The sequence below is a fragment of the Pseudochrobactrum albidum genome (assembly GCF_051851455.1).
GTDB lineage: Bacteria > Pseudomonadota > Alphaproteobacteria > Rhizobiales > Rhizobiaceae > Pseudochrobactrum.
The window spans coordinates 369,877-394,796 of the sequence record NZ_JBPVTR010000023.1 but is presented as its reverse complement, the minus strand read 5'-3'; the positions used below and the strand labels follow the sequence as shown (position 1 = coordinate 394,796).

The window sequence follows — 24,920 nt, the reverse complement described above, 5'->3', positions numbered from 1 at the left end:
GGTAGCGGCCATCATAATCTTTTTACAAAGCACTATTCCTCAAGGCGCACCAACGGCGCGGGGATCGCATTGCTCTTCTGCGCGGATTTGCAGATATCCGCGATCACGCAATTTTTGCAATCCGGTGTGCGGGCTTTACAGACATAGCGGCCATGCAGGATCAGCCAATGATGGGCATGCATCATAAATTCAGCCGGAATAATTTTCATGAGCTTCGCCTCAACCTCATCCGGTGTTTTGTATGGTGCCAGACCAATGCGATTGCCGATACGTAAAATATGCGTGTCCACCGCCATTGTCGGCTGGCCAAATGCCATATTCAGCACCACATTGGCGGTTTTGCGCCCGACACCGGGCAGCGTCATCAGCGCATCGCGATTATCGGGCACTTCACCATTATAATGATCAATCAAGGCTCTGGAGAGCAAAATAACATTTTTGGCCTTGTTGCGCCACAAACCGATTGTGCGGATATATTCCCCAACCGTCTCTTCACCCAGATCCAGCATTTTTTGCGGTGTATCGGCAAGGGCAAACAGGGCGCGTGTTGCTTTGTTGACACCTGCATCTGTCGCCTGTGCCGAGAGCACCACCGCCACCAGCAATGTAAAAACATTCACATGTTCCAGCTCGCCCTTCGGCTCTGGCCGCTGCACGGAAAAACGCCGGAAAATCTCATGAATTTCCGCCGGTGTATAAAGTGTGCCGCTTACACGGCGCTGAGGTTTTGCGGTTGAATTGATCTGGTTGTTCTGCATAGCCTTTATATAGTAAGGTAAAGCCTATAAGCCTATCTGCAAGCTTGCCGCAGCCGGTATATTAAAGCCGTCTCAGATATATATCACAGGCCAAAACCATGCGGATAACAGAAGATATTGCCATGAACGCATCCTATCATCCGGATGGTGCTGATCCGGACGCTTTCGGCGCACAGTTTTTCAGTGCAACATTATTACCCCACCGCTCCTTAAGTGCGCGCGGCTTTCAGATTCTGATTTTGAGCCTGCTGCTGCTCTGGGCCTGTATCGGCATGGTGTTTATGCAAATCAGCACATGGCCGGTTATTGTGCCGGTTGTCGGGCTGTTTGGTCTGGATATTGCCCTCATCTATCTTGCCTTTCGCGTTAATTATTATGCAGCGCGGCAAAGGGAGGAAATTTCTGTATCCCGCGAGCGTGTACAGATAAGAAAAATCTCCGCTTCGGGACGTATTCGCGCCTATCAGTTCAACCCTTTCCGGACACGGTTTCACATTACCCGCAAAGATGATATCGGCATTACCCAGATGCAGTTGAGCAGCGAGGGCAAAATACTGGAGATCGGCAGTTTTTTACCACCCGATGACCGTGAAAATTTTGCAACGGCTTTTACCAATGCCCTGAGCCGCAGCCGCCGCTGATCAGTGTGACTATATCCTTCCTCTAACACCGGATTTTTTATGATTACGATTATCGGTTCGATTAATTTTGACCTCATCGCCCGCAGCCCCAAACTGCCTGAACCCGGCGAAACCCTGACCGGACGGGAATTCAGCACCGCAGCAGGCGGCAAGGGTGCCAATCAGGCACTGGCCGCAGCACGCGCTGGTGTGCCAGTGCGCATGGTCGGAGCGGTCGGCAATGATGCGTTTTCCGCGCAGGCTGTGGCACTTCTGCGTGCAGATGGTGTTGATCTGTCGCGCGTTGCCACACGCGGACCGGCAACCGGCATTGCCCTGATTACCGTGGAAGACAGCGGTGAAAATACAATTATCGTTATTCCTGGTGCCAATGGCCTGATCACAGAAGATGATGTGAATGCGGCTGACCTGGATGGCGGCTATCTTCTGCTGCAAATGGAGATTCCATTACCCGCGCTGGAAAAAGCCATTGCTGTGTCCGAAGCCAGCGAGACCACCTGTATTCTCAATATTGCACCATGGCGGGATGATGCGGCAAACCTGCTACCCCGTGCCGATATTATCATCGCCAATGAAACGGAATTTGACCTTGCCAGTATCCAGCTTGAGCTTTCCGGCGCAGACCGCCAGGAAAAAATGATCGACTTTGCCGAACATTACGGCCGCACGCTTATTGTTACCCTTGGTGCACAGGGTGTGATGGTGGCAACACCTGAAGAGCATTACAGGCTGCCTGCCCTGCCAATCACGCCGGTGGATACCGTGGGTGCGGGCGATACATTTTGCGGCTATCTGGCCGCCGGACTTGACAGCGGCTTATCTCTGCGTGAAGCCTGTGAACGTGCCGCCAAGGCTGCCTCGCTTGCCTGCCTCAAAACCGGCGCACAGCCCTCTATTCCTTACGCGGCAGAAATCGCCTGATAAAAAGCCGGAATATCAACAAGATATTCCGGCTTTTTTATACAAGTCTGCAGATTAAAGCCTTGCAATGCGCTCTGTCAGCAAGGTGAAAAAACCATCGTGATCGACATCACGCATGACAAGTGCATTTTTAGGCCGTTTGGTAACACCCCACCAGTCAATCACCGACATGCCAAGGCACAGGGACGATGCGGTTTCAATCTCCACATTGCAATAACGGCCGCTATAAAGCTCAGGCTTCAGGAGATAGGCGATCACATTCGGATCATGCAGCGGGCCGCCGTCAGTGCCGTATTTTTCTTCGTCAAAACGCTCAAAAAATTCCAGCATCGCTGCACAGGCATCACCCGCTTTTGTGCCGATAGCACGCAATGCCTCAATGCGTCTTGCCGTTGTCAGCGCCTTATGGGTCACATCCAGCGGCATCATCACAATAGGCACACCGGATTCATAAACCACTTTAGCGGCTTCCGGATCAACATAGAAATTAAATTCCGCAGTTGGTGTAATATTGCCGCCCTCAAAAAACCCGCCGCCCATCAGCACAATTTCCTGAATGCGTGATGCAATCTCCGGTGCCTTGTTAAGAGCCAGTGCAATATTGGTAAGAGGACCAAGCGCACAAAGCGTTACTGTGTCTTTTTCTTCACGCAGTAATGTTTCAATAATAAAATCCACACCATGCTGCGGCTGCAATTGCATAACCGGTTCCGGCAGATCGGGGCCATCCAGCCCGGTGCGTCCATGCACTTCCTCGGCTGTTACCAACGGGCGCATCAGCGGCTTGCAGGCGCCGGAATAGATTTTTGTTTGCGGCTTTGCTGCCAGTTCGGCAATTTTCAATGCATTTTTGCAGGTAAGCGGCAACGGTACATTGCCGGCAACAGCCACAATACCCAGCACTTCCAGTTCAGGACTTGCCAGCGCCAGCAAAATTGCCAGAGCATCATCCTGCCCCGGATCCGTATCAATAATTATTTTGCGGGCCATGCCTGCCTGTCCTTTCTTTTAGAATATGCTGTTTTATGCAAATTTGCCACAATGACTGGCCGGCACTATAAATAATATGAAAATATTTTCAGCCCCTGACTGCAATAAATGCGAAATTTTAAAAAACCGGCGCAGCCTCTCTTATAAGGGCACTTGAAGTGCCGCTTTTGCCAAGCCATATAAAGTACAGGGAAAATGCCTTTACGGGTTTTCTCTTAAATAACCGGTCGCTTTACAAGGACTGAACAATGACCAGAATTACACCTTTTTCAAGCCCGCTGCTGCTGGGTTTCGATACAATGGAAAAGACGCTGGAGCGCATCGCCAAATCCGGCGATGGTTATCCGCCCTATAATATTGAAAGATTGCGCAGCCCGTCTTCTGATTCTGAACAGCCACTTCCGGAAAAACTGCGCATCACATTGGCTGTTGCCGGTTTTTCAGATGAGGATCTGGAAGTAACAACTGAAGATAATCAACTGGTTATCCGTGGACGCCAGACAGATGAAACCGAGCGGCAATATTTGCATCGCGGCATAGCTGCACGCCAGTTTCAGCGTGTTTTTGTTCTGGCAGACGGTATGCGGGTTATTGGTGCGGAGCTTAAAAACGGCCTGTTGTCGATTGATCTCGACAGACCGGAACCGGAACGGCTTGTCAAACGCATTCGCATCAATGTGAAGGAATAAGTGCTCCGGCATCTGCGGTAATTGTCTTTTAAAATTACCGGTTCTGATCTCATAATGATTATAAAAGAACTTTTAGGAGTTCGCTGTTATAATCAGCATCGTGATTGCAACATTATCTGCGGATAAAATGCAATTGCATCTGCTCTCGACAGGCGGCGTCGCTCTTGAGCCGTCAAGACAGGAGGCCTGAAATGACTGCTGACAAACACATTTTCACCGAATTTGAATTTGCCCATCTCGGCGAAGGTGAAGTCGCCTATTTGCGCAAAGTCCGTTCTGAGGATCTCTCCCGTCGTTTTCCGGCTCTGCCGCCTATGGCTCCGGGCATGGAACTCTGGGCTCTCTTCGGGGCAAGCGGTACGCCGATCATGCTGTCCGACATGCGCGCCACAGCATTGGCCGGCGCACAGGAACATGAATTGCAAACCGTGATGCTGCATTAAAAACACCCGCTCACAGAGCGTGATCTGGCATCCGGCAGATCCATTCTGCCATAATCATAAACATGCCGCGCTGCAGATCGCAGACGCGGCATTGTTTTAATCATCAACCCGCTTTAATCACGGATTATCCGCTTTTCAGGCAGCATTGGAGGCAGGCGGCGCAATCAGGAATGAATGCAGCGCCTGTGCATCAACAGTACCGCGCAGCTTGGCCACCATATCCGGATCGCGCAACAGACGCGCAATACGGGACAGAGCCTTCAAATGATCTGCCCCTGCATTTTCCGGTGCAAGCAGCAAAAAGACCAGATCAACCGGCTGATCATCCAGAGCCTCAAAATCCACCGGCTGTTCAAGACGTGCGAACACGCCGGTAATTTTGGTAATATTTGGCAATTTGCCATGCGGTATCGCGATGCCATTGCCGACACCGGTCGACCCCAGACGTTCACGCTGGGTAACAGTTTCAAAAACTTCACGTTCGGGAAGACCTGTGAGTTCGGCAGCCTTCTCAGCCAAGATCTGCAATAATTGCTTCTTGGAGCTTGCCTTCAGCGAAGGGATAATTGCCCCTGGCTGAACCAGATCGCTAAGATCCATTTTCTCCATTCCTTCTCTCATGCGGAGTATTAATCTCCGTAACCGGGAGGTGCAGTGGTCTACTGCCCATTCAACAGATACTCAAGTCAAATTCGCGATTCTACTCACACTTTTTCTGCAGAATATGCACAACACATTGATTTCACTCACAAATAAAAATCAAAAAAGTGTACAAAACACATTTCTCAGATAGCACTTTGTATAAGCTTCCAATCAGACTACACCAGTCACTCAGGAATTCCTATCATAAGATAGCGTGAAGGAATAATACAAATGGCATAAAGAGCAAGAGATATTAAGTTTTATATGTTTCAGGGAAATATTTTTATAATAATTCAATAAGTTAAATTAAATTTCCGGCATAAGCCACAAGCTGTCTGTTGTTAAGGGAACAGGCCGGAGATTGCGCCGCATATGCCTGTTTTTGCACATACGGCGCCAATATTACCAGAGCATTTTCTCACAAATGCGTCTGTTGCCTTATGCCTGCCGTGCTGAGCGCGATGGGTCAATCCAGCCAATATTGCCGTCAGGCCGACGATAGACAATATTGACCTCTTCGCTGCCTGCATTGCGGAAAACAAGCACCGGATGCTCGGTCAGATCCAGTTCCACCACGGCATTGGCCACGCTGAGCGTACGCAGCGACACGGAGGATTCAGCAACAATCGTCGGAGCGTAATCATCCGGCAAATCATCATCCGCATCAGGTGCAGGCGCCATCACACTATAGGCAATATCCTGATAATTATTGCGCGCAGATTGTACAAGCGAACGGGATTTGAGGCGGCGCATATAGCGGCGCAAACGCGTTTCCAGCTTTTCAGATGCAGCGTCAAATGAAAACTGCGGATCCTGCGCTTCGGCTGATGATTGCAAGGTCGCTCCGGTATCCAGATGCAGCGTGCAATCCGTATTAAAACGGGATCCTGATTTAACGACTGTAATTGTACCGGAATAGCCACCTTCATAATATTTGCCAACAACATCACGGACACGCTCTTCAATCCGGGTGCGGAAAGCATCACCAATGTCCATATGTTTACCTGAAACGCGGAGATTCATATGGCAGTACCTCGCTGTCTATATTCGAACACAGCAATCTAATCACAAGCTGAGGCATTGCGCAAAGCCAACCCGCATAAAATAAAATAAACTTTTATGATCGTAAAATAATAGCGGCTCAGCTCTTTGTTTGCCACAATCAATGCCTATATAAGCGCATCCGGCATGATGCATATATCAGTGCAGCAAAATGCCCTGACATGGGGCTGATATCGTCAGAAGATATGCCAAACTCAGAGAGATTCGCTTATCAGAGCGTAAACTGATCACCGAGATAAAGACGGCGCACATCCGGATTTTCAACAATTTCCCTGGGCCGGCCATGTGTCAGAACCTGTCCGGCATGGATGATATAAGCGCGATCAATCAAACCAAGCGTCTCACGCACATTATGATCCGTAATCAATACGCCAATGCCGCGGCTGGTCAGATGCCGCACCAATTGCTGAATATCTGAAACCGCAATCGGATCCACACCGGCAAAAGGCTCGTCCAGCAGCATAAAATTGGGTCGGGATGCCAGGGCGCGGGCAATTTCAAGACGTCTGCGCTCGCCGCCCGACAAAGATATGGCCTGCGCTTTGCGCAGATGGGTTATATGAAATTCTTCCAGCAGGGCATCGAGTTCAACCGCACGCTTCTTGCGGTCTTTTTCAACCACTTCAAGCACTGCCTTAATATTATCCTCAACCGACAAGCCACGGAAAATAGAGGCTTCCTGCGGCAAATAACCAATCCCCAGACGTGAGCGGCGATACATCGGCATGGAAGTGACGTCAAAACCGTCAATCTCAATTGCGCCGCTATCTACAGGCACCAAACCAGTCACCATATAAAAACAGGTGGTTTTACCGGCACCATTCGGGCCGAGGATCCCCACAGCCTCACCCGAACGCACGCCAAAAGAAACGCCATTGACAACCTGACGCCCGCGATAGCTCTTGCTGATATTGCGTGCCACCAATGTGCCTTTAAGGCGGGAGGCAGCCTGCGGCGGCCGCTGACCTGCCTCAGCCGGCGGCATTTGCAGCCCGTCCGGTGCGGTTGCTTCATTCAGTTTCGTTTCAGTCTGCGCGTCGGAAGAAAACAATGGCACTCCAAACAGGTTACTGAAATGCCTGCTTCATAAGAAAAGCGCGGCAGATCTTGATTTTCTCATTTCCGCGCAATCTACAAATCGGCCAGTCCGTGTAAAAAATCGCGGCTTACTCTTTCTATTGCCTTCAGGCGTTGCTTGCAAAATATGCCGGATGCGCCCGCGTGTTAAAATCCTCTACTCGTTTTTCGGCGACAGGATAATTGAAACACGCCCGGCCTTGCCCTTGCAGCTTTCAAGAAAAGCCTTGCCGGTTTGGGTATTGGCAATAAGCTTGCAACCGCTGGCAATATTATCGCCGTCAGAGAGCACAACCTTTTTGCCCGTGAGCACCATTGTTTGCGATTTCGCATCATAGGTGCCGGCGTCACCGGTGGCGACCTGCGTACCCGATTTAAGATAGACCTTGCCATCCACATCGATTTTTTCTATGCCGCCGGCATTCAGCCCCGCGCCACTCAAGCCCCCGATACCGCCTTTAGCCCTATCCCCGCCATCTGCAGGCTTTGCGGTGTGAACCTGCATACGGCCGGCACGCAGAATAATATCCCCCTGCCGGACAGCAACATTTCCGGTGAGAATGATCAGGCCTTCCTTGTCCCGAACTTCCATTTTTCCGGCATCAATGGCAACGGGCTCTTTACTGTCTGACAATTTCAGACCATTCAGGGCCGTGCCTTCCTGCGCAAGGACGCCTGCAGGAGCAAAAACCAACAAACCACTGATCACAGCGGCAAAAGACCGGCAGAGCACAGCATTGCGCCGGTCAGATTTTACTGAAACTATATCGCCCGAAGCTTTTTCAAGCCCGCCGCACGCCCTTTGCCTGATCATTTTTGCTCCCTCAAAAAAACCGAGCTCATATAAATCGCAAGATGAACCGTAAAACAATATGTTCCTGTCCATTTTGAGCGATCTGCGCCTTATTGGCGCAAAATATAAAATATCTGCCCTGCAGGCTATAACAGGCCTATTACTTTTTCGTGTAGGCAATTGCGCTGTCTGCGGGCTCCCTATCTGCGGGCAGTCAGCCCGTCCGGCAAAACCGGCAGCCGGTCAGCTGCCCTTTTTCGCCGGCATTGTCTTTGTTGTCTCAACAGGTTCGATTGTCAGGTGAACCTTATCCTCAAAAACCAGAACCTTGCCATTGTCCTGAACTTTCATGCGCTCGGCGCGGATATGTGCATTTGCAGTGCGGATATCGACAGGCTTGTCGGTGCTCATCTCACCATTTGCCATATTTACACTGGCCGAACCAAGCCTTGCCTCCATGCCGTCAGTGGTTTTAACAGTAAAAGCATTATCAAACTGCAAATGCTCATTCACACTGTCATAGACGCCGGATACAGCATCAATCTCGGCACTGTTTTTATCGCCCACCGGCAATTGCGCCCTGATCCCTTCAAGCGCAATAACACCATTTTGCTTGGCATCCTGCACCGCGCGCGAGGCTACCATTGAATAAGGACGGTTATCCTTGGTATAGCCATTGAGCTGGGGGCTGGTCATAACCAGTTTGCCATTTTCAGACGGATCCATCTGCACCTTGACCGTGGAGGCCGGGGCTGCCAGAAATGTAAACCAAGAGAAAATAAACGCAATAATAAGGGCTGTAACCGGCAGGGCGATTTTCAGCACACGCACGCGCATGCTATGGCGCTGTGCGGCATGAAAAACCGCACTGCTTTTTTGTGATGCCCCGAAAACCATTTTATGGTCTGACACAGTCCGAAACTCCTCAAACCGGTAAATTTGCCGGTTGTCTATATCCAAGGTATTAATATTTATAAATGAAAGACACGATTATTTTTGAACCGTGCGCTCACTTGTCCTGCTGTTCTGCCGGAGCGGCACCGGTTAGAATAATAACGCCGGAGCCGTTCCGAATATTTGTTTCATTGCATTATATATAGGCAAAACCGCTTCGCACTTTTGCTCAAGTTGCTCTATAAATGGGATGGCTCCGCCGCAAAACAAGTTCAAAAGCGTAAATACCAACCTGCATATATTATGCAATACAGTAAATAACAGCCCTTTTGGCCTGAAAATGAGGAATGGCCGACAGTTTCACCTGCCACACACAACACCGCCACTTTTAAACCTGAAGGTTACAACCGGAAATTTTCTCCTGCATTTCTGAAACGCCAAAAACACGGACATAATTTATGACTTACATTGCCGATGCAGTTCTTGAACGCCGCCGCATCCGCCGCAAGCTCACTTTTTGGCGCGTCATCGCGCTGTTGCTTGTTGCTGCACTCACACTGGCTGCCATATTTTATTTCACCGGCAGCAGACAGTCGCGCAATATACCACATATTGCCAAAATTTCGATCACCGGCACTATTTATAATAATGAAGAACTTTTGAAACGCCTCAAAAATGTCGCAGACAGCAATATGGTAAAGGGCGTCATTCTTGATATCAGCTCCCCCGGCGGAACGACAACCGGCGGTGAGGTAATTTATGACGCCGTGCGCAAAATTGCCGCCAAAAAGCCCGTTGCGGCACAGGTTGGCACACTGGCCGCTTCTGCAGGCTATATGATAGCCATAGCCGCCGATCATATTGTTGCCCATAAAACATCCATCATCGGCTCAATCGGCGTGCTGTTTCAATATCCCGATATCAGCGGCCTGCTTGATAAAATCGGCGTTAAGTTTGAAACCATCAAATCAAGCCCGCTCAAGGCCGAGCCAAATTTCTTCTCGCCGGCCAGCGAAGAAGCCAAAGCCATGATCGATAATACAGTCAAAGACACCTATGACTGGTTTGTCGGGCTTGTCAGAGAACGCCGGCCGATGATTGCCGCCGATCAATTGCCGGCACTCACCAATGGTTCCGTCTATACCGGACGTCAGGCATTGCAGCATCAGCTGATTGACGCATTGGGCGACCAGGAAACATCCCTCAAATGGCTGCAAGGCAAAGGATTGAGCAAAGATCTGCCGGTGATTGAATGGAAAGCCGAGACATCACCCTATAATGATCTTTTATCTTCAACCGCTATCAAACTGCTTCTGCGCAATATGGGGCTGGCCGATGAAAGCACTTTGCTGATTGATGAGCAAATCAGCCGGCGCATCTTTCTTGACGGGATGCTTTCAGTTTGGCAGGCTGGCAGCGAGCAAAAAATACAGGACTGATATGACAGCCGGATGAAAGTAAGTATCAATATAGCTTTTTAAGGCGCTATACGTTATGAAATATGAAGAGCTTGGCCGTATTATTGATGATTATCTGTACTGTTAAAATGGCAGTGCCAGTCATCACAAGTTGAGAGCATATATTTTTAATATTGCAGAGAGGTCGAACGCAGTGATTAAATCTGAACTCGTACAGATCATCGCCAGCCGCAATCCGCATCTTTTCCAGCGTGACGTGGAAAATATTGTCAGTGCGGTCTTCGACGAGATTACTGAAGCTCTGGCTGAGGGCAATCGTGTGGAATTGCGCGGCTTTGGCGCTTTCTCGGTTAAAAACCGGCCGGCCCGTAACGGACGCAATCCGCGCACCGGCGAATCGGTTGATGTTGAAGAAAAATGGGTGCCATTTTTCAAAACCGGTAAAGAACTGCGCGACCGCCTGAATAACGGCAAGAACTAAGCGCCGATATTGCCCGTTTCATATGCGTTTTTTAAAAAACATATTATGCGCTATAGTGATGCAAAACACTATAGCGCAGCCAAAACGGGAAGAACGACAGGTTTTTCACCATCCGGAAACTGTGCGGATGGTGATCTAATTTTTTTTAAGAACAGATAACGGATATTGATACATGACCCGCCGTTTCCTGACACTTATCATCGCGGTGCCGCTTGCGGTGATTTTAATTGTGCTTTCGGTGGCAAACCGCAGCGCAGTCAGTGTGACGCTCGATCCTTTCAATCCGGGCAATCCGGCGCTGACCTATACAGCGCCCCTGTTCATCTGGGTGCTCGGCGCTTTTCTGGCTGGCATTATGATTGGTGGCGTGCTGATCTGGTTCACGCAAGGGCGGCATCGTAAACTTGCCCGCAAACGCAAGGCTGAGGCCGAGGCACTGCTCAACCGCGCCAGACAGGCAGAGGCTAAAAACCTGCCGTCATCTTCATCTTTATCGCTGACATAAACAATAAGATTGCGCGTTTTCAACACCACATCCGCGCTTCAGGTATCATGCCATGATGGCGGCTATGAATATGATTGTGCTTGAGAGCGGCGTCTTCCTGCCGGCTATCATCATCCGGCTAGCAGTCAGATACAGGCCTTTCCCTTCAGCAAAATACGAATTGCAAAAAATAACCGCAGACCGCTGCCAGTTTTTTTACAGATTGTCTTTCATATTTATTGAAATTCAAGCCGTCACATTATCCATATCTTTAACTCCGGCACTGATGTGATCTGGTTTTTTCATCAAGTTTTACAGTATCGCGCTTGAGTCCTGCCGCCGGGCATGGGAACAATCCACCATCAACTTGTCAAAACCAAGATCTTGCATGCTGCAGGAGACGACATGCAGGATATTATAAAATAAGGCCTGATTACTGATGATCCATATTACTGCTGCTGATGTTGATGCCCTGATGACATGGCCGGAGCTGGTCGATGCGCTGGATGCGGCTTTTCACAACGGCATGATCCAGCCTGTGCGTCACCATCATCCGGTTGAGCGCCCTGAAGGCACCCCCTCCATGTTATTGTTAATGCCTGCCTGGTCGGATTTTCATGAGCTTGAGCATCCGTCACAGGGCTATATGGGGGTAAAAATCGTCACTGTTTCACCGGATAACGGGCTGATCAACAAACCGGCGGTCATGGGCGTTTATCTGCTGCTTGATGGTATAACCGGCGAACCAAAAGCCCTGATTGACGGACAGAGCCTGACCCGCTGGCGCACAGCCGCCGCATCCGCCCTTGCAGCACGTTACCTTGCCCGTGAGGATGCATCACGCCTTGTCATCATGGGTGCCGGCGCTGTCTCATCCAATCTGGCCCGCGCCCATAGCGCCATACGCCCGATAACCGACATTGCCCTTTGTGTGCGCAATCCGCAACGGGCGCAAGCCACAATCAGGGAGCTGCGCGATGAAGGCTATAATGCCTATATTGCAAAGGATCACGCTGCCGCTATCCGTGAGGCCGATATTGTGGCAGCAGGTACATTGGCAACAGAACCGTTGATTCACGGGAAACATTTGCGCCCCGGCACCCATGTGGATCTTGTTGGCGCATTCACACCGGATATGCGCGAGAGCGATGATGAGGCAGTGCTGCGCTCGCGGGTTTTTGTCGATACCAAGGCAGGCGCGCTGCAAGAAGGCGGCGATATTACCCAACCACTGCGAGACGGTATTATTCAGGAAAGCCACATATTGGGCGATCTGTTTGATCTGGCACGCGGGCAGGTTAAAGGCCGCGAGAGTGAGGAGGATATTACATTATTCAAATCCGTAGGGGCAGCCATGGAAGATCTGGCCGCCGGCATTATGGTTTATGAGAAAAGCCGCCGCCGGACCGGTTAAGCTTCAAAGCCGGTTCCTGCCCTGAAAATCTGAAACCAAGACTGTTTTTTCAGATTTTCAGGGGCAAAAATGCATTTATAGGATATTAAAATTTAAATTCAGCTTTCCCAAAACGCCGCCATGCTCTACGAAACAGCAGGCATTTTGCCATCAAATAAACCAGTTGATGGCAAAATGCCTGCAATAACCAACTATTTCCGGAGCAAACAGGGTGAAACCGCCAAAAGGAAAAGCCGCCAAATCGCATCGCGGCGCATCAGCACGGACAAGCAGCAAAGCAGCGCCGCAGGCGCGTGATATCCGTAAAACCGCAGCGGCTTCACCTTCACAGGGGTTCAGGAAACCACGCCCCAAATTTGCAAAACCGGAGCAAAATCCTGCGGCTTCTGAAAATTCCGCCCAGTTGAAAAAACCGGCCAATGAAGCAGCTGTTGCCAGCCGCCCGCTTCTGAAACTGAGCGGCGAGCGGCCGCAGCAAAATCTGCCTATTATTCTTGAGACCAGCCCGAGTGAAGATTATGCGCTGCTCGACAGCGGCAACAGCCTCAAGCTTGAGCAATATGGCGCTTATCGCATCATCCGCCCAGAGGCACAGGCAATCTGGCAGCCTGCATGGCCGCAGAACGAGTGGGACAAGGCCGATGCGATCTTTACCGGCAACACGGATGAAGAAGGCATGGGGCGCTGGCATTTTCCAAAAGAACAATTGGGCGAAACCTGGCCGATGATGCTGCAGGATGTGCGCTTCTTTGGCCGTTTCACCTCTTTCCGCCATGTCGGCGTGTTTCCGGAACAGGCCGCACATTGGGCTTTTATGGCGCAGCAAGTGCGTAACGCCCGCAAAAAGCAGGTCAACCGCTCAGTGCGCGTTCTCAATCTGTTTGGCTATACCGGCATTGCCTCACTGATTGCCGCCCATGCGGGTGCGGAGGTTACCCATGTCGATGCTTCCAGAAAGGCAATCAACTGGGCGCGGGAAAATCAGGCTCTGGCCGGCCTTGATGACAAGCCAATCCGCTGGATATGCGAGGATGCCACCAAATTTGTGGCGCGCGAAGAGCGCCGCGGCAACACTTATGACATTATCCTGCTTGATCCGCCGGCCTATGGCCGCGGGCCCAATGGCGAGGTCTGGCAACTTTTTGACAATCTGCCGCAGATGGTGGATATGTGCCGCGCCATTCTCTCACCCGATGCTTTAAGTGTGGTGCTCACGGCCTATTCAATCCGCGCTTCTTTTTTTGCCATTCATGAGCTGATGCGCGACCGCTTTACCGGACGCGGCGGCCTGATTGAATCGGGCGAATTGATCCTGCGTGAACGCTCGGCCGGACGCGCCCTATCCACTTCCATGTTTTCCCGCTGGATTGCCCAACCATGACCAAAGATAATGATTTTTCCCGCACAGACACACCACGCCCCGGCCTTGTGAAAGAGGTGACAAGCCTGAGCAATCCGATCGTTAAGGAGCTGCGCTCTCTGGCAATCAAGAAATATCGCGATCAGCAGGGTGTGTTTCTGGCGGAAGGCCTGAAACTGGTGATTGATGCGATTGATCAGGGCTGGCACATCCGCACATTGGTCTTTTCCAAAGCCGGCAAAGGCAATCCGCTGGTGGAGAAAGTGGCCGCCCGCACCAAGGCCGGCGGCGGTCTGGTGCTGGAGGCTTCAGAAAAAGTTATTGCCGCCATTACCCGCAAGGATAATCCGCAAATGGTGGCTGCCGTCTTTGACCAGCGATTTACAACACTTGATCATCTGCAGCCGCAAAATAATGACACTTATATCGCCCTTGACCGTGTGCGTGATCCGGGCAATCTTGGCACAATTATCCGCACCGCAGATGCAGCCGGCGCAAAAGGGATTATTCTGATTGGTGATTGCACTGACCCTTATTCTTTGGAAACTGTGCGTGCCACAATGGGGTCAATTTTTGCAGTGCCGCTCTACCGCACCCGCCATGAGGAGTTTGTCCGGTGGCGCAAATCCTATAAAGCCATGCTGGTTGGCACACATTTGAAAGGCGCTGTAGATTACCGCACAATTCCTTATAACAAACAGCCGGTTATGCTATTGATGGGCAATGAACAGCAGGGGTTGCCGGATGAGCTTGCCGGAATTTGCACACATCTGGCGCGTATTCCGCAGGCAGGGCGGGCGGATTCGCTCAATCTTGCGATTGCCACCGGCATTATGCTCTATGAAATCCGCCGTGATGCCCTTGTTCTGGATAAAAGGTAAAGGCAATATCTGCACAGGAGTTTTATCCTAATGTCTCAACGTGCCGGGCTATGGTCAGCCCTGATCATTGTTTTTGCTATCGCCTCCGACCAGCTTGTCAAATTTCTGGTGGAGAGCGGTATGGACTATCAACAACAGATTGATCTTCTGCCCTTTCTGGCGCTGTTTCGCACCCATAATGAGGGTATTGCCTTCTCCATGCTGTCATGGCTGCATGATGGCGGGCTGATTGCCATGACAATCGCGGTTATTGGCTTTGTCTCCTATTTATGGTGGACAACAGCAGCAGAGCGCAACATCAGCCGTCTTGGCTTTGCCCTGATAATCGGTGGCGCTGTCGGCAATCTGATTGACCGCAGCTTGCTTGGCTATGTTGTTGATTATGTGTTATTTCATCTGCCTCACTGGTCTTTTGCGGTATTTAATTTGGCAGATGTTTACATTACCATAGGTGCCGGCCTGATCATTCTGGATGAAATTCTGCAATGGCAGCGCACCCGTCCAAAACACTGAAAATATCTTAAACCAATACGCCCGCGCATAATCTGTCTGCAGTTTTTGTCACATGGCTGACGCAGTTCGTCTGTATATGCAGCTTATAGTCGTCATGATGCTGAATGAACACACTCAAATACAGACAATACCGGCGGAGGGTGTATCTTGCCACAAACTCTTGGATTTTTTTCACAGAACGCGCATGATGCACATATGAAACAGACATCTCCAGATGCGCTTGATCTTGGCGCTATTTTATCTGATGCCGCCTTATCGCCCGATGACCGGATTCTTGGCCGCATGGGCAGCCTGATTGTGCGTATCGCCAACAATCCGCAGACCATCCGGATTGCGCAAAAATTACGTTATGACGTCTTTTATACCGAACTTGGCGCGCAAAAAGCCGAAAATGCCCAGCCTGAAGAATGGGACGCAGATCAATATGATGCTGTCTGCGACCACCTCGTGGTTTATGATACGGCAATTGCAGGCGGCGAGGCCGAGCAGCTTGTCGGCACCTACCGGTTAATGCGCAGCGATATGATCGCCGCCGGCCGCAATTTTTATTCTGCCGGTGAATATGAGATCAACAAACTCACCGCACGTAAACCGGAATTGCAGTTTCTGGAACTCGGCCGCTCCTGCGTCAAGCCGGAATACCGCTCCAAACGCACAGTGGAATTGCTGTGGCAGGGAATCTGGTCCTATTGCCGCCAGCATAAGATTGAGGTGATGTTTGGCTGCGCCTCTTTCCATGGCACAGTGCCGGAGGCTCATGCGCTGGCGCTTTCCTTTCTCCAGCATAATTGCCGGGCAGATGCGGAATGGGATGTGCGCGCACTGCAGCAACATTACCGCTCAATGGATATGGTGCCCGCAGAGGCAATCAATTCCAAAGTGGCGCTGTTTTCCATGCCGCCGCTGATTAAAGGATATTTACGCCTTGGCGCAATGATTGGTGACGGTGCAGTGGTGGATCATCAATTCGGCACAACCGATGTGCTGATCATTCTGCCGGTCAGCCGGATTTCCAGCCGCTACATCAATTATTACGGTGCAGAAGCTGACCGTTTTGTGTGATTGAACAAGCCCGCTCAAATTGAATTTCAGCGGGCTTGTTATCAGGCCTGACTCAGTTTTTTCAACTGATACAGCGCCTCCAATGCCTCACGCGGTGTCAAATCATCAGGATTGATCTCACGCATGGCGTCCAGCAAAACATTATCCTGCACCGGTTTTGCCGTTTCACGCGGCTTTGCCGCTACGGCAAAAAGCGGCAAATCATCAATTATCTTCTCCGCCTTACCGGAGGTTTCCCCCTCTTCAAGGCGATGCAGCACATCGCGCGCCCGCTCCACCACTGCATCAGGCAAGCCTGCCAGACGCGCCACCTGCACGCCATAGGAGCGGTCAGCGGCGCCTTTGGCCACCTCATGCAGAAAGACCACATCGCCCTCCCATTCCTTTACCCGCATGGTGACATTTGCAAGCCGCCCCAATTTTTCCGACAGGGCTGTCATTTCATGAAAATGGGTGGCAAACAGCGCGCGGCAACGGTTTTGCTCATGCAGATATTCCACACTTGCCCAGGCAATTGACAAGCCGTCAAAAGTTGCGGTACCGCGGCCGATCTCATCCAGAATAACCAGAGAACGCTCACCGGCAAGATTAAGGATAGCGGCGGTTTCCACCATCTCCACCATGAATGTGGAGCGACCGCGCGCCAGATCATCTGATGCGCCAACACGGCTGAACAGCCGGTCAACAATGCCAATATGGGCAGATGTGGCCGGCACATAGGACCCCATCTGCGCGAGGATCGCAATCAATGCATTTTGGCGCAGAAAAGTAGATTTACCGCCCATATTAGGCCCGGTCAAAAGCCATATCGCGCCAAATTTCTGGGTGCCTTGCGGTGACAAATCACAACCATTGGCAACAAAGGGATTGGCGGCCTGTTTTTTAAGCGCCTGCTCAACCACCGGATGGCGGCCTCCATCAATGGCAAAATTCAGACTATTATCGACTTTAGGGCGGCAATAGCCCTGTTCATCGGCCAATATGCCAAGTGCGGCAGACACATCCATCACGCCAAGGGCACCGGCACCGGAGCGGATCACATCAGCATTTTCGACGGTTTGCCGGATAAGATCATCAAAAATCGCCAGTTCAATCGACAATGCACGATCAGCAGCATTGGCAATTTTTGTTTCAAGTTCCGCCAGTTCCAGCGTGGTAAAACGCATGGCATTGGACATGGTCTGGCGATGGATAAAACGCGCTTTGGCTTCATCCGTATCTGTCAGCGCCGCGGCCGTATTGGCCGTCACCTCAATAAAATAGCCAAGCACATTATTATGCTTGATCTTGAGCGATTTTACGCCGGTTTCCTCCATATATTGCGCCTGCAATCCGGCAATCACACGGCGTGACTGATCGCGCAGCCGGCGCATTTCATCAAGCTCTGTGTGAAACCCCGTACGGATAAAACCGCCATCACGCTTTAAAAGCGGCAATTCCTCTGCCAAAGCCTGATCAAGCAAGCGGGCATAATCTGCCGGCAAGGCGGCAATCGCCTGACAGGCCTGTGCAAGTTCCTGCGGCAAATCCTTGCCTGCAAACAGCTGGCACACCAGCTGAGCTGCCTGAAAACCGGCCCGCAATGCACCAAGATCACGCGGGCCGCCGCGCCCCACTGCCAGACGTGACAATGCACGCGGCATATCCGGCACACCACGCAAAGCGGCACGCAGCCCTTGCGCCAATAATGGCTCTGCAAGAAACAACGCCACCGATTCCTGCCTTATCGCAATCTGCGCCGGATCGGTCAGCGGCGCAGTCAAACGCTCTGCCAAAAGCCTTGCACCGGCACCGGTGACAGTGCGGTCAACCGCTTTGAGCAGCGAGCCTTCACGGCTGCCGGAGAGTGTGCGCATCAATTCCAGATTAGCGCGGGTTGCCGGATCAATAAATAAGGATGAACCGTCCGTCTCGCGCTCAGGGCGCATCAGGGGCGGACGCTCGGCCATCTGGGTTTTTTCCAGATAAGCAATCGCACCGGAAATTGCAGAAAGCTCACTGCGGTTAAACTCGCCAAAACCATCCAGTGTCGCAACCCCGTAATAGCGCTTGATACGCTCTTCCGCTGTTGTGCTCTCAAACAGGCTCGGATGCTGAGGCATAACAATGCGCCCCAGCAAATCCAGCACCGGACGGATTTGCGGATCATGAAAAGCCGTTTCAGGAACAATCAGCTCGCGCGGATCCACACGCATAATATCGGCATAGAGCTTTTCAGGGCTGGTCTCCGTCATACGGAACTGACCGGTGGAAATATCAATCCATGCCAGCGCCAGCCGGCCGGCCTCGCCGCCTTTTACTGAGGGCTCAATTTGTGTGCTACGCACGTCGTTTCTGGTTTGTGTGCTACGCACACGGCCGAGTATCATCAAATAATTGGCTTGTGCCGGGTCAAGCAGCTTTTCTTCCGTAAGCGTTCCAGGCGTTACAAGGCGGATCACATCACGCCTGACCACCGATTTGGAACCGCGCTTTTTTGCTTCAGCCGGATCTTCCACCTGTTCACAAACAGCCACGCGAAAACCCTTGCTGATCAAACGCTGCAGATAATCATCGGCAGTATGCACCGGCACCCCGCACATCGGAATATCTTCTCCCAGATGTTTGCCGCGTTTGGTCAGCGTAATACCAAGCGCCTCAGAGGCCTCAATGGCATCTTTGAAGAACAGTTCGTAAAAATCTCCCATGCGATAGAACAGAAGACTGTCAGGATAGGCAGCCTTGATCTCGATATATTGTTCCATCATCGGTGTGGGGCGCGCATTCAGCCCTGCATCATAGCTGCTCTGCGGCTCATCAGCCAGTTGGGATTTCTGTTGGCTTGTCATAAGAGAATACACGCGTTCCTGAAATTAATTTTCAAAATTTGCCCCATACCTTAAAGTGCGGGATAAACCGATGTGAAGCAGGCAGTTGCTTATATCCCCGCTAATTTCTGATTATTTGCAAATTTTTTCAAATATTGCCTTTAAAGAGCGCAATCTTTTCACATGTTGCGATATTCATTTCAGAAAACATAGTATAAACAGACTGCCCTGATAGTGTAACCAGATGAGAAAGCGCAGGGCGCATCTGCTCATTCCGCATAAATGGCACAACCATGCCATTTTGCCCGCATAACCGACCGGAGGGGTCAATGACTGTTGAAAAAACCGCAGCAATATCTGCTCACAAACCAGTATCATCATCTGGCAAAGGCGCATCGCTGACGGAACAGGAAGCATTGGATTTTCATGCAAAAACGCGGCCTGGCAAGCTGGAAATCACACCAACCAAACCCATGGCCACACAGCGCGATCTCTCCCTTGCCTATTCCCCCGGCGTTGCCGTGCCGGTAAAAGCCATTGCCGATGATCCGGCCAGAGCTTATGATTATACATCCAAAGGCAATATGGTTGCCGTTATTTCAAACGGCACCGCCATTCTGGGAATGGGCAATCTTGGCGCGCTGGCCTCCAAGCCGGTTATGGAGGGCAAAGCGGTGCTGTTTAAACGCTTTGCCGATGTGGATTCCATTGATCTGGAGGTTGATACCACCGATGTGGAAGAATTCATCAATGCGGTGCGCTATTTAGGCCCGAGCTTTGGCGGCATCAATCTGGAAGATATCAAGGCGCCGGAATGTTTTGTCATTGAAAGCCGCCTGCGCGAATTGATGAATATTCCGGTTTTTCACGATGATCAGCACGGCACAGCCATTATTGCCGCTGCCGGAATGATCAATGCCCTGCATCTTACCGGCCGCGATCTTAAAACCACCAAAATGGTATGCAACGGTGCCGGTGCTGCCGGCATTGCCTGTATTGAACTGGTCAAAGCTATGGGTTTTGCACCTGAAAATGTGATTCTGTGTGATACCAAGGGTGTCGTCTGGCAAGGACGCACTGAGGGCATGAACCAGTGGAAATCCGCCCATGCGGTTAAAACCGACAAGCGCACACTGGCTGACGCCATGAAGGGTGCGGATATTTTTTTCGGTGTTTCTGCAAAAGGTGCACTGACAGAAGATATGGTGCGCTCCATGGCTGATAATCCGATCATCTTCGCCATGGCCAATCCCGATCCGGAAATCACGCCGGAAGAAGTAGCCGCAATCCGCCCGGATGCGATTGTTGCCACCGGCCGTTCCGATTATCCCAATCAGGTCAATAATGTTCTTGGTTTTCCGTATATTTTCCGTGGTGCGCTGGATGTGCGTGCCAGCACAATCAATGATGCGATGAAAATTGCCGCGGCCAATGCCCTGGCTGAACTTGCCCGTGCCGATGTGCCCGATGATGTTGCTGCCGCCTATCAGGGTAACCGCCCGCGCTTTGGCCCCAATTATATTATTCCGGTGCCGTTTGATCCGCGCCTGCTCTCGACCATTCCCGTTGCTGTGGCCAAAGCCGCAATGGAAAGCGGCGTTGCCGGAAAACCGATCGAAGACCTTGCAGCCTATGCCCGCACGCTTGCCGCCCGCCGTGATCCGATCGCCTCAACCATGTCCGGTATTTATGACCGCATCCGCCGTCACACCAAACGGATAATTTTTGCCGAAGGTGAGGAGCCGCAGGTCATCCGCGCTGCGGTCTCCTTTGCAACACAAGGGCTTGGCAAGGCGATCCTGCTTGGCCGGGAGGAGCGTATTCTTGAAACCGCGGCACAGGCAGGCATAGATCTTGAAAAGCTTGGTATTGAAATTACCAATGCCCGCCTGTCAAAACGCACCGCGGAATATGCCGATCATCTTTATGAAAAGCTGCAGCGCAAGGGCTATCTATTCCGCGATTGCCAGCGCATGATTAATAATGACCGCAACCATTTTGCCGCCTGTATGGTGGCTATGGGCGATGCAGACGGCATGGTCACCGGTGTTACCCGCAATTATGCCACCAGTATTGAAGATGTGCGCCGTGTTATCGATGTAAAACCAGGGCACCGCATGATCGGCATTTCGCTGGCATTATGCCGCGGGCGCACAGTTTTTATCGCCGATACAGCCATGCATGAACAGCCAAATGCGCAAGAACTGGCCGATATTGCACAAGAAGCAGCCAATGTGGCGCGGCGTATGGGCTATAATCCGCGTGTTGCCATGCTGGCCTACTCCACTTTTGGCCATATGTCGGGTGCCCGCTCGGAAAATATTCAGGAGGCCATCCGCATTCTGGAACAGCGCCATGTAGATTTCGAATTTGACGGTGAAATGAGCGCCGATGTGGCGCTTAATGCCGGCCTGATGGAATCCTATCCGTTTACCCGTTTGACAGCGCCTGCCAATGTGCTTGTCATGCCCGATTATCATGCAGCATCCATTGCAGCCAATATGCTGCAGGAGCTGGGCGGCGCCACGCTGATAGGCCCGCTGCTTACCGGGCTCGACCGTGCGGTGCAGATTGTGCCCCTGAGCGCCAAAGACTCGGATATTGCCAATATGGCCGCCTTTACCGCCTATACGGCAACCACCTGAATTGCGAGAATTTAAACGCGGCCGGCAATAATATTCCGGCCGCAGTTCCGCCGCTAAAAACCCGTCATTGCGTTTCAGTATAAATCATGCTCAGTTCCCACATCCCTTACTGATTTTACGGAACCGTTTCTCATGCGCCAGTCCGATCTTCACCTCGACCGCATCATAGACAGGCAGGCACTCATAACAGGACTGACAGCGGCGGCAGAAAATAACAGTTCCAGGGATGATATCCGCAATCAGGTTCTTAAAATCCTCAAAACCGCATGGAAAAACGGCAAATCCGCCGCTGAAACCATGCTCCTCCAGGACGGCGGCGGCATTATCTGTGCAAGGCGCATCAGTGCCTTGATGGATTGCCTGATCACTGCGCTTTATGATTTCACGCTTGAGAATATCTATCCTTCCGTCAATCCCTCCAAGGCTGAGCACTTATCCATTATTGCCGTGGGCGGTTACGGACGCGGCGGTCTGGCACCGGGCTCTGATATCGACCTGCTCTTTCTCCTGCCTTATAAACAGACCCCATGGGGCGAGCAGGTTGTGGAATATATGCTCTATATGCTGTGGGATATGGGGCTTAAAGTCGGGCATTCCACCCGCAATATTGATGATGCAATCCGCCTTGCGCGTGAGGATATGACCATTCGCACCTCCTTGCTGGAGGCGCGTTTTCTCACCGGCAGCCGCGACCTTTACCTAGAACTTACCAGCCGTTTTGATCAGGAAATTGTAGCCAATAGCGGTGCGGAATTTGTGCAGGCCAAGTTGGTTGAGCGTGATATCCGCCATAAAAAAGCAGGCTCCACCCGCTATCTGGTTGAACCTAATATAAAAGAAAGCAAGGGCGGGCAGCGCGATCTGCAAACCCTGTTCTGGATTGCCAAATATATTTACCGCGTCCACTCCACAGAAGAACTGATCAAGCGTGGTGTTTTTTCCCGCAATGAGGCAAAGCTTTTCAGCAAGGCTGATGATTTTCTCTGGGCGGTGCGCGCCCATATGCATTTTTTATGCGGCAAGGCTGAAGAGCGCCTGTCTTTTGATATTCAACGCGAGATTGCCACCCGCCTTGGCTATACGGATCATCCGGGGCAAACTGCGGTTGAACGTTTTATGAAACATTATTTTCTGGTGGCCAAGGATGTGGGTGACCTGACCCGTATCATCAGTGCGGCGCTGGAAGAAGAGCAACTCAAGGAAACCCCGGGCACTGGCAAATTTTTCTCTGCCCTTACCCGTAAAAGACGCAAGATTGCCGGCAGCACTGATTTTGTTCTTGATAACAACCGTATCAATATTGCCGATGATGAAGTATTCCAGCGCGATCCGGTCAATCTGATCCGCCTGTTCTATCTGGCGGATAAACACGGGCTGCAATATCATCCCCATGTCATCCAGCGCGTTAGCCGCTCGCTCAAGCTGATCAGAAGCGATGTGCGCAATGACAAGGAAGCCAACCGGCTGTTTCTGGAAATTGTTGCCTCGCCGCGCACGCCTGAGCGCACCTTGCGCCGTATGAATGAATCCGGCGTTCTCGGGCAGTTCATTCCGGATTTCGGCAAGATTGTCGCGATGATGCAATTCAATATGTATCATCATTATACGGTGGATGAGCATTTGCTGCGCTGTATTGCCATCATGTCCGAGATTGAACATGAGACACTGAAAAATGAGCATCCCCTCGCCCACAGCCTGCTGCCAACCCTAAAAAATGACCGACATCTGATTTATGTAACTCTGCTGTTGCATGATATTGCCAAAGGCCGCCCGGAAGATCACTCTATCGCCGGTGCGCGCATTGCACGTAAATTAGCCCCGCGCTTCGGACTTAACGCGTCAGAAACAGAACTGGTGGCATGGCTGGTGCAGGAACATCTGACCATGAGTAAAATTGCGCAATCACGCGATCTTAATGACCGCAAAACCATTGCCGATTTTGCCGCTATTGTGCAAACCACCGAACGGCTGAAACTGCTGTTATTGATCACCATATGCGATATCAAAGCCGTTGGCCCCGGAGTGTGGAATGGCTGGAAAGGCCAATTGCTGCGCACGCTTTATTATGAGACGGAACTGCTTCTGACCGGCGGATTTTCAGAAGCCAGCCACACAGAACGCAGCAATCAGGCGCGCCGCCAGCTTGCAGAACAGCTTGGCGACTGGCCTGAGGACAAGCGGACAAAATTGCTGGCACTCCATTATGATAATTACATGCTCACCGTGCCTCATGAAGATCAGAAGCGCCATGCCAATTTCATCCGCGCCAGCGATGAGGCAGGCAAAATCTTCAATATTATGGCGCGGCCGCATGAATTTGAAGCCGTGACAGAGCTAACAATCCTCTCGCCCGATCATCCGCGCCTGCTCTCAATCATTGCCGGAGCCTGTGCTGCGGCCGGCGCCAATATTGTTGATGCGCAAATTTTTACCACCACCGACGGGCGCGCATTGGACACCATTCTCATCAGCCGTGAATTTGACACCAATGATGATGAAATGCGCCGTGCAGCACGGATAGGAGAATTGATTGAAGAAGTGCTGGCCGGCACCGCCCATTTGCCGGATGTGCTGGCACGGCGGGCAAAATCACGCCGCTCAGCGCGGGCTTTTCAGGTTACCCCGCGCGTTCATATCAATAATACTTTATCAGAAAAATTCACGGTGATTGAGGTCAAAGGTCTCGACCGCACCGGCCTGTTATCTGAAATTACCAGAGCAATTTCAGATCTCTCCCTTAATATTGCCTCGGCGCATATTACAACTTTTGGTGAAAAGGTGATTGATACTTTTTATGTTACCGGACTTGATGGGCAGAAAATCACCGGTCATACCAAACAGGCCAATATTCAAAAACGCCTGCTCAGCCTGTTTGATAAAAACGGCAATGACAATAAAACAACCGATAGTAAAGTATTTGCAATGACTAAAATATAAAACGGCTA

23 protein-coding genes are annotated in these 24,920 nt (G+C 51.3%); 15 read left to right on the top strand and 8 right to left on the bottom strand.

The features are described 5' to 3' along the window. Positions 1-32: 32 nt before the first annotated feature. Positions 33-758, bottom strand: coding sequence for an endonuclease III (nth, locus tag ACSTTO_RS10855; RefSeq protein ID WP_439273201.1), 726 nt, complete (start codon positions 756-758; stop codon positions 33-35). Positions 759-856: 98 nt separating this feature from the next. Between nth and ACSTTO_RS10850 the strand changes: the two genes are divergently transcribed. Continuing rightward, a complete protein-coding gene (locus ACSTTO_RS10850) occupies positions 857-1,399 on the top strand; it encodes a DUF2244 domain-containing protein (protein WP_439273200.1) in 543 nt (180 codons plus the stop codon). A 39-nt stretch (positions 1,400-1,438) separates the two neighbouring features. Continuing rightward, entirely contained in the window at positions 1,439-2,320 is an 882-nt protein-coding gene (locus ACSTTO_RS10845) for a ribokinase (RefSeq protein WP_439273199.1), read from the top strand. Between the two features lie 54 nt (positions 2,321-2,374). Here the strand turns inward: ACSTTO_RS10845 and ACSTTO_RS10840 are convergent, their stop codons facing one another. After that, positions 2,375-3,310, bottom strand: coding sequence for a nucleoside hydrolase (locus tag ACSTTO_RS10840; RefSeq protein WP_439273198.1), 936 nt, complete (start codon positions 3,308-3,310; stop codon positions 2,375-2,377). Between the two features lie 248 nt (positions 3,311-3,558). Here ACSTTO_RS10840 and ACSTTO_RS10835 point away from each other — a divergent pair, with 248 nt between their 5' ends. Continuing rightward, a complete protein-coding gene (locus ACSTTO_RS10835) occupies positions 3,559-3,999 on the top strand; it encodes an Hsp20 family protein (RefSeq protein ID WP_439273197.1) in 441 nt (146 codons plus the stop codon). Between the two features lie 191 nt (positions 4,000-4,190). Continuing rightward, the gene (locus ACSTTO_RS10830) at positions 4,191-4,442 is read left to right on the top strand and encodes a BQ00720 family protein (RefSeq protein ID WP_439273196.1); all 252 of its coding nucleotides are present in this window, start codon (positions 4,191-4,193) and stop codon (positions 4,440-4,442) included. A gap of 135 nt (positions 4,443-4,577) precedes the next feature. Here ACSTTO_RS10830 and ptsN read toward each other — a convergent pair whose 3' ends face one another. From ptsN to lptC, 5 genes are all read right to left on the bottom strand, one after another. After that, on the bottom strand, positions 4,578-5,042 hold the full coding sequence (gene ptsN, locus ACSTTO_RS10825) for a PTS IIA-like nitrogen regulatory protein PtsN (RefSeq protein WP_439273195.1): 465 nt from the start codon (positions 5,040-5,042) through the stop codon (positions 4,578-4,580). A 480-nt stretch (positions 5,043-5,522) separates the two neighbouring features. After that, positions 5,523-6,107: a ribosome hibernation-promoting factor, HPF/YfiA family gene (gene hpf / locus ACSTTO_RS10820; RefSeq protein ID WP_439273194.1), complete on the bottom strand. Its 585-nt coding sequence runs from the start codon at positions 6,105-6,107 to the stop codon at positions 5,523-5,525. A gap of 250 nt (positions 6,108-6,357) precedes the next feature. Beyond that, entirely contained in the window at positions 6,358-7,131 is a 774-nt protein-coding gene (gene lptB, locus ACSTTO_RS10815) for an LPS export ABC transporter ATP-binding protein (protein ID WP_439273282.1), read from the bottom strand. A gap of 249 nt (positions 7,132-7,380) precedes the next feature. Next, the gene (locus tag ACSTTO_RS10810) at positions 7,381-8,037 is read right to left on the bottom strand and encodes an LptA/OstA family protein (RefSeq protein ID WP_439273193.1); all 657 of its coding nucleotides are present in this window, start codon (positions 8,035-8,037) and stop codon (positions 7,381-7,383) included. Positions 8,038-8,259: 222 nt separating this feature from the next. Beyond that, positions 8,260-8,913, bottom strand: coding sequence for an LPS export ABC transporter periplasmic protein LptC (gene lptC, locus ACSTTO_RS10805; RefSeq protein WP_439273281.1), 654 nt, complete (start codon positions 8,911-8,913; stop codon positions 8,260-8,262). 455 nt (positions 8,914-9,368) lie between these two features. On the opposite strand from lptC, the gene sppA reads away from it, so the two are divergent. The 9 genes from sppA to olsB all read left to right on the top strand — a co-directional run bounded on the left by sppA (position 9,369) and on the right by olsB (position 16,523). Beyond that, the gene (sppA, locus tag ACSTTO_RS10800; protein ID WP_439273192.1) at positions 9,369-10,349 is read left to right on the top strand and encodes a signal peptide peptidase SppA; all 981 of its coding nucleotides are present in this window, start codon (positions 9,369-9,371) and stop codon (positions 10,347-10,349) included. 172 nt (positions 10,350-10,521) lie between these two features. Further along, a complete protein-coding gene (locus ACSTTO_RS10795) occupies positions 10,522-10,809 on the top strand; it encodes an integration host factor subunit beta (protein WP_439273191.1) in 288 nt (95 codons plus the stop codon). Between the two features lie 172 nt (positions 10,810-10,981). Continuing rightward, positions 10,982-11,314 carry a lipopolysaccharide assembly protein LapA domain-containing protein gene (locus ACSTTO_RS10790; protein ID WP_439273190.1) on the top strand — a complete coding sequence of 111 codons (333 nt, stop codon included), beginning with the start codon at positions 10,982-10,984 and terminating at the stop codon, positions 11,312-11,314. Between the two features lie 52 nt (positions 11,315-11,366). Then, a complete protein-coding gene (locus tag ACSTTO_RS10785; RefSeq protein ID WP_439273189.1) occupies positions 11,367-11,585 on the top strand; it encodes a hypothetical protein in 219 nt (72 codons plus the stop codon). Positions 11,586-11,732: 147 nt separating this feature from the next. Next, positions 11,733-12,707: a bifunctional Delta(1)-pyrroline-2-carboxylate/Delta(1)-piperideine-2-carboxylate reductase gene (lhpI, locus tag ACSTTO_RS10780; RefSeq protein WP_439273188.1), complete on the top strand. Its 975-nt coding sequence runs from the start codon at positions 11,733-11,735 to the stop codon at positions 12,705-12,707. A gap of 403 nt (positions 12,708-13,110) precedes the next feature. Beyond that, the gene (locus tag ACSTTO_RS10775; RefSeq protein WP_439273280.1) at positions 13,111-14,088 is read left to right on the top strand and encodes a class I SAM-dependent methyltransferase; all 978 of its coding nucleotides are present in this window, start codon (positions 13,111-13,113) and stop codon (positions 14,086-14,088) included. After that, positions 14,085-14,948, top strand: a complete 864-nt coding sequence (locus ACSTTO_RS10770) for a TrmH family RNA methyltransferase (RefSeq protein ID WP_439273187.1) — start codon at positions 14,085-14,087, stop codon at positions 14,946-14,948. The genes ACSTTO_RS10775 and ACSTTO_RS10770 overlap by 4 nt, the downstream gene beginning before the upstream one ends. Before the next feature lie 30 nt (positions 14,949-14,978). Further along, positions 14,979-15,461 carry a signal peptidase II gene (gene lspA / locus ACSTTO_RS10765; RefSeq protein ID WP_439273186.1) on the top strand — a complete coding sequence of 161 codons (483 nt, stop codon included), beginning with the start codon at positions 14,979-14,981 and terminating at the stop codon, positions 15,459-15,461. A 195-nt stretch (positions 15,462-15,656) separates the two neighbouring features. After that, positions 15,657-16,523 (top strand): l-ornithine N(alpha)-acyltransferase, encoded by an 867-nt coding sequence (gene olsB, locus ACSTTO_RS10760; protein ID WP_439273185.1) that lies wholly within the window; start codon positions 15,657-15,659, stop codon positions 16,521-16,523. A 41-nt stretch (positions 16,524-16,564) separates the two neighbouring features. On the opposite strand, the gene mutS is transcribed toward olsB, so the two are convergent. Next, complete coding sequence (gene mutS, locus ACSTTO_RS10755; protein ID WP_439273279.1) at positions 16,565-19,267, bottom strand: DNA mismatch repair protein MutS; 2,703 nt, start codon at positions 19,265-19,267, stop codon at positions 16,565-16,567. Positions 19,268-19,659: 392 nt separating this feature from the next. Here mutS and ACSTTO_RS10750 point away from each other — a divergent pair, with 392 nt between their 5' ends. Together ACSTTO_RS10750 and ACSTTO_RS10745 are read left to right on the top strand one after the other, a co-directional pair. Then, positions 19,660-21,975, top strand: coding sequence for an NADP-dependent malic enzyme (locus ACSTTO_RS10750; protein ID WP_439273184.1), 2,316 nt, complete (start codon positions 19,660-19,662; stop codon positions 21,973-21,975). Positions 21,976-22,107: 132 nt separating this feature from the next. Further along, positions 22,108-24,912 (top strand): [protein-PII] uridylyltransferase, encoded by a 2,805-nt coding sequence (locus tag ACSTTO_RS10745; protein WP_439273183.1) that lies wholly within the window; start codon positions 22,108-22,110, stop codon positions 24,910-24,912. The last annotated feature ends 8 nt before the right edge of the window (positions 24,913-24,920 follow it).